The organism is Tateyamaria sp., assembly GCF_059783535.1.
The window spans coordinates 36,479-48,012 of record NZ_JBYNDP010000015.1; the positions used below are offsets into that span (position 1 = coordinate 36,479).

Below are 11,534 nucleotides of genomic sequence, written 5' to 3' on the forward strand. Positions count from 1 at the left end.
GGAGTGTTTCACGTGAAACATTTTGAGGTGGTTGTTATAGGCGGCGGGCACGCTGGAACTGAAGCTGCCCATGCATCGGCGCGAATGGGCGCGAAGACTGTATTGGTCACCATGAAAATTTCAGGAATCGGTGTGATGTCCTGCAACCCGGCCATTGGTGGGTTGGGAAAGGGGCACCTTGTCCGCGAAATCGATGCAATGGACGGGATTATGGGCCGTGTTGCTGATGCGTCCGGAATTCAGTTCCGTCTTCTGAACCGTCGCAAGGGGCCCGCAGTGCAGGGCCCACGTACACAGTCGGATCGCGCTGTGTATCAGGAAACCATGCTCAATTTAATGCAAACCACGCAAAACCTCACAATTGTTGAGGGCGAGGTGGTTGATTTGTTCATGAAAGAGGACGTTGTTTCGGGTGTGTGTCTGGCTGATGGGTCGGAGATTTTGGCCGAAGCCGTTATTCTGACCACAGGCACATTCTTGCGTGGCACGATCCATATTGGCGATAAGTCATACTCCGGTGGGCGTATGGGTGATGGTGCCTCAGTTCCCCTCGCCGATCGAATTGATGGATTTGGACTTCCCACGGGGCGGTTGAAAACGGGCACACCGCCAAGGCTGGATTCACGTACGATCAATTGGGATGGGTTGGATCGACAAGAGGCGGACGATGATCCGTCGCTCTTTTCCTTTTTGTCGTCAACTGCGCCTCTTCGGCAGATCTCTTGCGGGATAACGCATACAAACACCAAAACACACGACATCATCCGGGATAATCTTGATAGATCCGCCATGTATGGCGGTCATATCGAAGGAGTTGGTCCAAGATATTGCCCCTCGATCGAGGACAAGATTGTTCGTTTTGCTGATAAAGAGTCACACCAGGTGTTCCTGGAACCCGAAGGGTTGAACGACCACACAATCTATCCCAACGGAATTTCAACGTCCCTCCCGGCTGAGATACAGGTGGACTATGTGCAATCCATGACTGGCTTGGAGCACGCAAAAATTTTGCAGCCCGGTTATGCGATTGAATATGACTATGTGGATCCCAGAGCACTGAATGCTGATCTTTCTGTGCGAGATGTGCCAGGATTGTTCTTGGCAGGGCAAATCAATGGCACCACGGGCTATGAAGAAGCTGCGGCACAAGGCCTCGTGGCTGGTCTGAATGCTGTTCGTAAGGTCAAAGATGCCGAGCCGGTCCATTTCCGCCGTGATCAAAGCTATATCGGCGTAATGATCGATGATCTTACCACGCGTGGTGTTGTTGAGCCGTATCGCATGTTTACGTCACGCGCTGAGTTTCGGCTTTCATTGCGCGCGGACAATGCTGATCAACGACTGACAGAATTTGGTCGCGATTTGGGATGCGTTTCAGATGCCCGCATGTCAGCCTACGCGCACAAGCTCGAGCAGCTAACCTCGATGAGGGATCTCTTGAGCGAAACACAGTTCACACCCAAGCAAATCGCAGCGCAGAGTATTCGTATCAATCAGGACGGAACCAAAAGGACACCGTTTCAGGTGTTGGCCTTTCCGGATGTGACCTTTGAGCAAGTGGCGGGGCTTGTACCTGATGTTTTGGAGTTTCCAAAAGACATCCAGGAGCAGGTTGCGCGCGATGCGCTCTACGCAAATTACATTGCGCGACAGCAGAAAGACGTTGAAAAGCTGCGGAAAGATGAACTTCTGAAAATCCCCGCAGGTTTTGATTATACTGCAATCTCTGGTCTGTCGGCGGAGCTCCAAAGCAAGCTCAAGCGCGTTCAGCCGGCTGACTTGGCCCAGGCAGCGCGTATTGACGGTATGACACCTGCGGCTCTTGCGCTTGTTCTTGGGCGGATCAGGTTCCTGGAAAAGATGTCGGCATGATGCAAGCGCCGGATTGGTGGGACGGGAATGTTTCACGTGAAACACTCGACAAGCTCCAGGCATATGCAGATCTGATCCGTAAATGGACCCCCAGGATCAACCTTGTTGCGAAATCAACGGTATCTGACATTGAAACGCGACATATCTGGGATGGCGCTCAAGTTTACATGCCGCGAACTGGAGTTTGGGCTGACTTGGGAAGTGGTGGTGGTCTGCCGGGCGTCGCAATCGCAATTCTTGCGCAATCAAATGAGCTGGATACCTCGGTTTTCCTGGTGGAAAGCGATCAGCGCAAGGCGACCTTTCTGAGGACATGTGCCCGTGAACTGGATTTGCCATTGAAAGTCGTCGCAAGTCGCATCGAAGAAGTTGAACCACTGCAGGCAAATACCGTTTCGGCGCGTGCGCTGGCGCCTTTGGATACGCTGCTTTCTCTTGCATCACCGCACTTGGTGACAGGAGGGCTCTGCCTTTTTCAGAAGGGTGCGCAATGGCAAGATGAGATTGAAGCTGCGAAGCAAAACTGGCAGTTTTCATACGAAGCGATGCCAAGTAAAACAAACGCAGAAGCAGTCGTCCTCAAGATCAAGGATATTACGCGTGTCTGATCCGACGCGCCCGCCCGGGCCCAAGATTATCTCTGTTGCAAATCAAAAAGGGGGGGTGGGTAAGACGACCACGACCATCAACCTGGCAGCTGCGCTTGTAGAGATTGGTAATCGTGTGCTGGTGGTTGATCTGGATCCACAAGGCAACGCATCTACCGGTCTTGGGATCGAAATGGAGGATCGTGAGCACACGACATACGATCTTCTTTTGGATGACGTCCCGCTAAAAGACGTCATTCTGGCCACGGACATCGACGATCTTGCTATTGTGCCGGCGACAGTTGATCTGAGCTCAGCAGATATCGAGCTTATTTCAAATGAAAAGCGCAGCTTTCTTCTGCATGATGCGCTTCGGCAGACGGATATGGATGCCTATGGCTTTGACTACATCTTGATTGACTGCCCCCCGTCGCTGAACCTTTTGACGGTAAATGCGATGATCGCGTCGAACTCTGTTCTTGTGCCTCTGCAAAGTGAATTCTTCGCGTTGGAAGGGCTGTCGCAGTTGATGTTGACGGTTCGAGAGGTCCGTCAAACGGGCAATCCGAAACTGCGGATCGAAGGTGTCGTGCTGACAATGCATGATGCGCGCAACAACCTGTCGCAACAAGTGGAACAGGATGCCCGGGACAATCTGGGCGATATCGTTTTCAAAACGCGCATCCCGCGCAATGTCCGTGTGAGTGAGGCGCCGTCCTTTGCGATGCCGGTATTGTCTTATGACACCACCTCGAAAGGGGCGATCGCCTACCGCGACCTGGCCAAAGAGCTGGTCGCCAATAACGCAGCAGTAGGAGCCTGACATGGCAAGCAACGACAAGAAACGTGGTTTAGGGCGCGGGCTGTCTGCACTAATGGCAGATGTTGCGGAACCAGTTTCAATAAATACCACATCCGGTAGCTCGGGCGAGCAACGCATCCCGATCGAGAAGATCAGGCCAAACCCAGATCAGCCGCGTCGTCAATTCGATGCCGGGCCGCTGGAGGATCTTGTCGCCTCGATCAAGGAAAAGGGTGTCCTTCAGCCCTTGATTGTTCGGCCTGCCGGGGACGACTACGAAATTGTTGCAGGCGAACGCCGCTGGCGCGCGGCGCAACAAGCACAGCTGCACGACCTTCCAGTTCTGGTACGCGATTTCTCGGATACAGAAGTCCTGGAAGTGGCGATCATCGAAAACATCCAACGCGCTGACTTGAATCCGATCGAAGAAGCGGCTGGTTACAAGCAACTGATGGATCGTTTCGGCCATACGCAAGAAAAGATGGCCGAGGCACTGGGCAAATCGCGCAGCCACATTGCGAACCTTTTGCGTCTGCTGCAGCTTCCCGATGACATTCAAACATTTGTGGTTGATGGCAGGCTGAGTGCCGGACACGCCCGTGCGTTGATTACTGCAGATGATCCCAGTGCGCTTGCCAGAAAAGTAATTTCCGGAGAGCTGTCCGTTCGGGCGACCGAAGCACTTGTTAAGAAAGCATCGGAGGATGTGGGCGATAACATTTTCACAGGATCACCCAAACCCAAGGCTCCAGCGAAAGATGCAGATACGCGTGCGCTTGAAGATGATCTATCTGCGGCCACGGGTGTCAAAGTGTCTCTGACGCATAAACCAGACGGCGAATCCGGCACCCTGACGCTGCAATACGAGAGTTTGGACCAGCTTGATGACCTATGCCGGCGTCTGAGTTCCAGCTAGTCGTTCAATAGGGTACGCAATACCGCGTTCAACAGGCTAAACCCTTGATTCGTAACGGATAAACGCTGACCTTTTTGCGTAATGAGACCTATATCGGCAAGCTCTCTTATCTTGGCGTCGTCCAAGGATCGATTTGCGAGCCGAGCATACCGATCTAGGTCAACACCTTCTGCCAAACGAAGGCCCATCATTAGAAATTCAACGGCTTGATCCGCACCTGACAACGCTTCTTCCTGTGTTCTTTTGTCGTTAAGCAGCCAAGCCGCTGGCATTCGCCTTTGTTCTGTCGCCCGCCGCTGTCCTTGCAACGTCAGTCGGCCATGTGCCCCGGGCCCAATCCCGGCATAATCACCGTATCGCCAATAGATCAGATTGTGACGAGATTCCGCACCGTCCTTCGCGTGGTTCGAGACTTCGTATCGCGGCATCCCAAATTCGGCGCACACATCTTGTGTCAGGGCATACATATCAGCCGACAAGTCATCGTTCGGCAGGCCGCCCAGCTTTCCGCGTTTGTAACGGTCGCCAAACGCTGTGCCTGGTTCAATCGTTAGTTGGTACAAAGACACGTGATCCAGCCCCAGCGCCAAAGCTGTTCGTAACTCCGATTCCCACAGGTTTAGAGACTGGTTTTGGCGTCCGTACATCAAGTCAAAGCTAACTCGGTCAAAGGTCGAACGGGCGATATCAAATGCGGCCAGACCCTCCGCCGCTGTGTGCAAACGCCCCAACGCACGCAGATCAGGATCGTTCAGCGCCTGGATGCCCATGGACACACGGTTGATACCGGCTGATCGAAACGCGGTGAACTTGTCTGCCTCAACAGATGTCGGATTCGCTTCGAGCGTGACCTCAACATCATTCGCCATTGGCCACGTTTTTGCGACAGTATCAAGGACGGCTTCTGTGGTTTTCGGCGCCATCAGGCTGGGTGTGCCTCCACCAAAGAAAACAGACCGTAAAACGCGACCTTTGGTCAGGGCGCCGACGCGTTCAACCTCGGAGACGAGGGCATTGCACCAGGCACCGTGATCCACGGATTGCGTTACATGGCTGTTGAAATCGCAATACGGGCATTTGGCCGCACAAAACGGCCAATGAACGTACAGGCCAAAGCCACCCGCTTCCCAATCCTCAGCCAAAGCAGCCTGCGATCAGCTTCTTGAAGCTGTCCGCCCGATGACTGATCGCATTCTTTTCGTCCGAAGGCATCTCAGCAAAGGTGCGATCATACCCGATGGGCTGGAACATTGGGTCGTACCCATGGCCAAGTTGACCACGTACCGGCCACACCAATGTGCCTTCAACCGTCCCGGCAAATACTTCCTCGTGCCCGTCCGGCCATGCCAGAACAAGGGTCGAACAAAACCGTGCGGTCCACGGCTGCGCCGCCTCGCGCTCCATCAGTTCGGAATGGGTACGTGTCATGGCCATCATGAAATCCCGGCCATTTGGTGTTTCCGCCCAATCTGCAGTGTAAACGCCCGGTGCGCCGCCAAGGCCGTCAACCCGAATACCGGAATCATCGGCAAGCGCAGGCAAACCAGTTGCCTGAACAGCAGCAATGGCTTTGATGCGCGCATTGCCAACAAACGTGTTTTCCGTTTCTTCGGGTTCAGGCAGCTTCATTTTTGCTGCACCAACCACGGTCACACCGAAAGGTTGGAACAGTTGTTCCATTTCTTCCAGTTTGCCCGCGTTGTGGGTCGCGACCAGAATGCGGTCACCTTCGAACCGTCGAGTCATGTAGTTGCGCTTTGCTGCATGGAGACCAGCTCGCTCACGCCCTTATCGGCAAGATCCATCAGCGCATTCATCTGATCCCGGCTGAAGGTGGCGCCCTCAGCACTCATTTGGACTTCGATCAGTTGCTTGTCACCGGTCATGATAAAGTTACCGTCGACGCCTGCTTCGCTGTCTTCGGGGTAATCAAGGTCAAGCACAGGTTGACCGGCATAGATACCGCAGCTGACAGCCGCGACAGGGGACACCAATGGATCTGTCACCACGTCTCCGGCTTTCATCAATTTGTTCACGGCCAAGCGCAGCGCCACCCAGCCACCTGTAATGGATGCGCACCGTGTGCCGCCATCGGCTTGCAGCACGTCACAATCCACGGTGATTTGGCGCTCGCCCAACGCTACACGATCAACACCAGCTCGCAGCGATCTGCCGATAAGTCTTTGGATTTCTACGGTTCGGCCGCCCTGTTTGCCCGAAGCCGCCTCGCGCCGCATCCGCGTGTTTGTCGCGCGCGGCAGCATTCCGTACTCCGCCGTCACCCAGCCAAGACCGGATCCCTTGATGAAGGGAGGCACGCGATCCTCGATTGTCGCAGTACAAAGGACATGCGTGTCGCCCACTTTGATCAGGGCCGACCCTTCGGCGTGTTTTGTAAAGCCAGTTTCGATGGAAACGGACCGCATTTCACTCAGTTCTCGACCGGAGGGGCGCATGTGAATTCCTTATTTCGTGTGTGAAAGGGGGATAGCCTTGGGTCGTGCCCACTGGCAACCCCGATTGACCTTTGAAACCTGCGCCCTTTAATACCAATCGATGACGGATACACAGAAACTTCTGGACGAAATGAACGATCGCTCGCGCGAAGTGTTTCGTCGTGTGGTCGAAGGATACCTGGATTCGGGTGATCCAGTGGGATCGCGCACTCTCACGCGTGATTTTAGTGAAAAAGTCAGTGCGGCAACCATCCGCAACGTGATGCAAGACTTGGAATTCATGGGTCTGCTCAACAGCCCTCACATCAGCGCTGGTCGGATTCCCACACAGTTGGGTTTGCGCATGTTTGTCGATGGGTTGCTGGAGGTCGGAGTTCCCGACGATTCCGACAAGGAAAAGATCGACGCAACGCTTGGATCAAATGAGCGAGATGTTGGTGGATTGCTGGACCGGGTCGGCTCTGCCTTGTCCGGCGTCACCCATGGCGCATCGCTGGTTCTGACCCCAAAACACGAGGCAGAAATCAAGCATCTGGATTTCGTGCCGTTGGGTCCCGAACAGGCGTTGGTTGTCCTGGTGTTTGCGGACGGGCATGTTGAGAACCGTTTGTTTCAACCGCCGCCGGGACAAACGCCATCGTCGATGCGCGAGGCGGCCAATTTCCTGAATGCGATGATCGAAGGTCGAACCTTGAGCGAGGTTAAGACCATCGTTCAACACGAGATCAAGGATCGCAGGCAAGAAATCGATGCGCTGTCGCGTGCTCTGGTCGAAAGTGGATTAGCGACCTGGGAGGGGGAGGGTGACACACCGGAACGCCTGATTGTCCGTGGTCGGTCCAACCTCCTCGACGAATCGACACAGGCCGAAGACTTGGAACGTATCCGCACGTTGTTTGACGACCTCGAACGTAAACGGGACATCGCTGAATTTCTGGACCTGACCCAAGACGGCGATGGTGTGCGCATTTTTATTGGCTCAGAGAACAAACTTTTCTCACTTTCGGGTTCCTCTTTGGTGGTTTCCCCATATATGAACGCGGATCGAAAGATTATCGGAGCGGTTGGGGTCATCGGACCCACGCGGCTGAATTATGGCCGGATCGTTCCGATTGTGGATTACACAGCCCAGCTGGTCGGGCGGATGCTGACCGACCGCAATGAAAGGTGAAACATGGCTGAGCCCAAGAACGACGATTTTCTTGACGACATCGATATCGCCGCGGAAGAAGAATATGCCGAAGAGATGGCCGAAATTGATGATGAAGCGCTTGAGCTTGATCAGTTGCGTGCCGAACGGGATGAACTGAAAGATCGGTTCATGCGTGCGCTGGCGGATGCCGAAAATGCGCGCAAACGCTCGGACAAGGACCGGCGCGAGGCCGAGAACTACGGCGGATCGAAACTGGCGCGCGACATGCTGCCCGTTTACGACAACATGAAGCGTGCGTTGGAGTCAGCAACTGACGAGCAGCGCGAAGTGTCTGCGGCGCTGTTGGAAGGTGTCGAGTTGACAATGCGGGAGCTGCTCAACGTGTTCAAAAAGCATGGGATTGAGCGTATTTCGCCCGAGGTTGGCGACACTTTTGATCCCCAGCATCACCAAGCCATGTTCGAAGCGCCCGTGCCCGGCACCAAAGCCGGTGAGATCATCCAGGTGTCGGCCGAAGGGTTCATGCTGCATGACCGTCTGCTGCGTCCGGCCCAAGTTGGTGTGTCTTCCACGCCCGCAAGCTGACGCTTCAAATCAAAAACGCTCAACAATGACGCGGTCAGGATTTGGCCGCGTCTTTCAATTTGTAGATGATGTCTAGCGCTTCCCGTGGCGTCAGCTCGTCCGGATGAACATGCTCAAGCATCTCTAATGCAGGCGAATTCACCGTTTTTACGGGCTGTGGCGCCGGCGTTGCAGAAAACAGAGGCAAATCATCGATTAGCGTCTTCTGCGTTGCGCCACCTTCCCGTTCTCCGCTTTCCAGTGCATCCAGAACGACACGCGCACGGGCAATCACTGCTGGTGGCAGGCCGGCGAGTTGCGCTACCTGAACACCATAAGACCGATCAGCAGCACCGCGTTTCACCTCATGTAGGAAAATGACTTCGCCGTCCCACTCCTTGACTGAAACGGTGGCATTCTCGACTCCGTTCAATTTGCCCGCCAGTGCCGTCATCTCATGATAGTGTGTGGCAAACAGCGCCCGCGATTTGTTCACATCATGTAGATGTTCAAGAGTCGCCCACGCGATCGACAAACCATCGTAGGTCGCCGTTCCGCGCCCAATCTCGTCGAGAATAACAAGTGCACGATCATCCGCTTGGTTCAGAATGGCCGCTGTCTCCACCATCTCGACCATAAATGTTGACCGACCCCGCGCCAGATCGTCAGACGCGCCTACACGACTGAAAATCTGACTGACAAGACCAATATGCGCGGAACGCGCCGGGACAAAACTGCCCATCTGCGCAAGGATCGCGATAAGAGCATTCTGGCGCAGGAATGTCGATTTACCCGACATGTTTGGCCCGGTCAGAAGCCAAACCGCAGCGCCATCGTCGGCATTCAATTCGCAGTCGTTGGCTATGAATGGCGAACCGCCTTGTTGTGACAGGGCGTGTTCGACAACAGGGTGACGTCCTCCATCAATCTCGAATGCCCGCGAACTATCGAGATCTGGCTTGCACCAGTTTTTTGATGTGGCGAAGTCGGCAAGCGCTGTTGCCAAATCGATCTCAGCCAAAGCGCGCGCTGTTTGGCTGATTTGAGCCGCCTGATCCAGGACAAGCGACTTTAGCCCTTCGTAGAGACGCTTTTCGATCTCGAGCGCGCGCCCACCGGCGTTTAGGATGCGGGTTTCCAGATCAGAAAGCTCGACGGTCGTAAAGCGTACCTGATTGGCCGTTGTTTGGCGGTGGATGAAGGTGTCGTTGTGCGGGGCGGACATCATCTTGTCAGCATGGGTTGCTGTAACCTCGATGAAGTATCCAAGCACGTTGTTGTGCTTGATCTTCAGCGATTGGACGCCGCATTGCGCAGCATAGTCCTGCTGCATCTTTGCGATGACAGACCGTCCTTCGTCTCGCAGCTGCCGCGCCTCGTCCAACTCTTCATCACAGCCGGTTGCGATGAAACCGCCATCGCGGGCGAGGAGCGGGGGATCAGCCACAAGATCGTTTTCCAAGCGATCAATCAGATCTCTATGGCCTGTCAAATCCTTGAATGCGCCTGCCAGAAGTGATGGCAGATCATCGGGCTGCGTATCGAACAAGGTTTGCGCCTGTCCCAAGCCATTGCGGAGGGCGGCCAGATCCCGTGGGCCCCCTCGATCCAAAGACAGGCGGGATAGGGCGCGGTCCATGTCCGGCACCCGCTTGAGCGCATCCTTGGTTGCTTGTGTGAAACCGCGATTTTCAACACTGAATGCCACGGCGTCCAGGCGGTTCGAAATTGTCTCTAACACGCGAGAGGGTGAGGCGAGACGTCGTTCCAACAAGCGGGCACCGGCTGCCGTGATAGTTTGGTCTATCACGGACAGCAACGAACCGCTGCGTCCACCCGACAAGGCGGACGTTAGTTCAAGATTCCGCCGAGTCGCGGCATCGATCTGTACTGTTCGGGCCTGAACCTCCTGCCGCGGTGGCCGAAGCAGGGGCAGCTTTCCCTTTTGTGTGATCTCAAGATATTCGACCAACGCGCCCATGGCGCCGACTTCGGCTCGTGCGAAGGTTCCGAACGCATCCAATGTCTGCACATTGAACAATCCACCCAGCCGATCCGCTCCGGCTGAGCTGTCGAACGCCGCGCCGCCGAGTGTTGTGATTGAAATGCCGAACTCCTCGACCAAGGGGCGTAATTCGCCTTCCTTCGTGTCGGTGACGATCAATTCGGATGGCGCGAGACGCGCCAATTCAGGCCCTAACAAGGCCAAATCGAGCGACAAAACCGAAAATGCGCCCGTTGAAATATCAACCCACGCCAGCGCACCTTGACCCCGCACATCCGCGAAGGCTGCCAAAAAATTGTGCCGCCTTGCCTCAAGCAGTGTGTCCTCGGTCAATGTCCCGGGTGTTACCAAACGCACGACATCGCGTTTTACGACAGACTTGGACCCGCGCTTCTTGGCCTCAGCGGGACTCTCCATTTGCTCGCATACGGCAACGCGGAACCCCTTGCGGATCAGCGTCAGCAGATACCCCTCGGCAGAATGCACTGGTACGCCGCACATCGGGATGTCTGCGCCGTCATGCTTGCCGCGCTTGGTAAGGGCAATGTCCAACGCCTCGGCTGCTGCGACGGCGTCGTCAAAGAACATCTCGTAAAAATCGCCCATCCGATAAAACAAGAGCGCACCGGGATGCGCCGCCTTGATCTCGAGATATTGCGCCATCATTGGCGTGACTGACATGACATCCCCCTGTTCGTCGCGCGACATTACAAACGGTGCGACCCGAGGAAAAGCCAAAGTCGATTGAGGCGCGGCATCCGGCAGGTTAAGACGCCATGGTGCCACGGGAGGACAGCCGCACATGAGCAAGACAAAGGTCACGCCGGAAGACGCATTGGCGTTCCACATGGAACCCACACCCGGCAAATTCGAGATCCAGGCCACCGTGCCCATGACGACCCAAAGGGATCTGAGCCTTGCTTACAGCCCAGGCGTTGCAGTCCCGTGCGAGGCCATCGCTGAAAATCCTGAGACAGCTTACGACTATACGAACAAGGGGAACCTTGTTGCGGTGATTTCAAACGGCACCGCCGTGTTGGGCCTGGGCAATCTGGGTGCACTGGGGTCGAAACCGGTGATGGAAGGGAAGGCGGTTCTGTTCAAACGCTTTGCCGACGTGAATTCCATCGACATCGAATTGGACACCGAAGACCCCGATGCCTTCTGCCAAGCGGTCAA

At 55.2% G+C, this 11,534-nt stretch carries 10 protein-coding genes and 1 pseudogene; 7 read left to right on the plus strand and 4 right to left on the minus strand.

From position 1 onward, the window contains the following. Nucleotides 1–12 precede the first annotated feature (12 nt). Genes mnmG through AC6RA8_RS05315 form a run of 4 tightly spaced genes read left to right on the plus strand, consistent with a single transcriptional unit; the run spans nt 13 to nt 4,177 of the window. Nucleotides 13–1,872: a tRNA uridine-5-carboxymethylaminomethyl(34) synthesis enzyme MnmG gene (gene mnmG, locus AC6RA8_RS05300; RefSeq protein WP_500351084.1), complete on the plus strand. Its 1,860-nt coding sequence runs from the start codon at nt 13–15 to the stop codon at nt 1,870–1,872. After that, nucleotides 1,869–2,480, plus strand: coding sequence for a 16S rRNA (guanine(527)-N(7))-methyltransferase RsmG (rsmG, locus tag AC6RA8_RS05305; RefSeq protein WP_500351085.1), 612 nt, complete (start codon nt 1,869–1,871; stop codon nt 2,478–2,480). The genes mnmG and rsmG overlap by 4 nt, the downstream gene beginning before the upstream one ends. After that, the gene (locus AC6RA8_RS05310) at nt 2,473–3,282 is read left to right on the plus strand and encodes a ParA family protein (protein WP_500351086.1); all 810 of its coding nucleotides are present in this window, start codon (nt 2,473–2,475) and stop codon (nt 3,280–3,282) included. The genes rsmG and AC6RA8_RS05310 overlap by 8 nt, the downstream gene beginning before the upstream one ends. Nucleotide 3,283: 1 nt before the next feature. Continuing rightward, nucleotides 3,284–4,177, plus strand: coding sequence for a ParB/RepB/Spo0J family partition protein (locus AC6RA8_RS05315; protein ID WP_500351087.1), 894 nt, complete (start codon nt 3,284–3,286; stop codon nt 4,175–4,177). Here AC6RA8_RS05315 and hemW read toward each other — a convergent pair. Genes hemW through rph form a run of 3 tightly spaced genes read right to left on the minus strand, consistent with a single transcriptional unit; the run spans nt 4,174 to nt 6,633 of the window. Continuing rightward, complete coding sequence (hemW, locus tag AC6RA8_RS05320) at nt 4,174–5,319, minus strand: radical SAM family heme chaperone HemW (protein ID WP_500351088.1); 1,146 nt, start codon at nt 5,317–5,319, stop codon at nt 4,174–4,176. The genes AC6RA8_RS05315 and hemW overlap by 4 nt on opposite strands. Beyond that, nucleotides 5,312–5,923, minus strand: coding sequence for an RdgB/HAM1 family non-canonical purine NTP pyrophosphatase (rdgB, locus tag AC6RA8_RS05325; RefSeq protein WP_500351089.1), 612 nt, complete (start codon nt 5,921–5,923; stop codon nt 5,312–5,314). The genes hemW and rdgB overlap by 8 nt, the downstream gene beginning before the upstream one ends. Further along, a complete protein-coding gene (rph, locus tag AC6RA8_RS05330) occupies nt 5,920–6,633 on the minus strand; it encodes a ribonuclease PH (RefSeq protein ID WP_500351090.1) in 714 nt (237 codons plus the stop codon). Before rph ends, rdgB begins: the two co-directional genes overlap by 4 nt. 100 nt (nt 6,634–6,733) lie before the next feature. Here rph and hrcA point away from each other — a divergent pair, with 100 nt between their 5' ends. Together hrcA and AC6RA8_RS05340 are read left to right on the plus strand one after the other, a co-directional pair. Further along, nucleotides 6,734–7,804, plus strand: coding sequence for a heat-inducible transcriptional repressor HrcA (hrcA, locus tag AC6RA8_RS05335; RefSeq protein ID WP_500351091.1), 1,071 nt, complete (start codon nt 6,734–6,736; stop codon nt 7,802–7,804). Nucleotides 7,805–7,807: 3 nt separating this feature from the next. Next, entirely contained in the window at nt 7,808–8,371 is a 564-nt protein-coding gene (locus tag AC6RA8_RS05340; protein ID WP_500351092.1) for a nucleotide exchange factor GrpE, read from the plus strand. Between the two features lie 34 nt (nt 8,372–8,405). On the opposite strand, the gene mutS is transcribed toward AC6RA8_RS05340, so the two are convergent. Further along, a complete protein-coding gene (gene mutS, locus AC6RA8_RS05345; RefSeq protein WP_500351093.1) occupies nt 8,406–11,036 on the minus strand; it encodes a DNA mismatch repair protein MutS in 2,631 nt (876 codons plus the stop codon). A 121-nt stretch (nt 11,037–11,157) separates the two neighbouring features. Between mutS and AC6RA8_RS05350 the strand changes: the two are divergent. After that, nucleotides 11,158–11,534: pseudogene (locus AC6RA8_RS05350) on the plus strand (NADP-dependent malic enzyme); the annotation flags it as partial.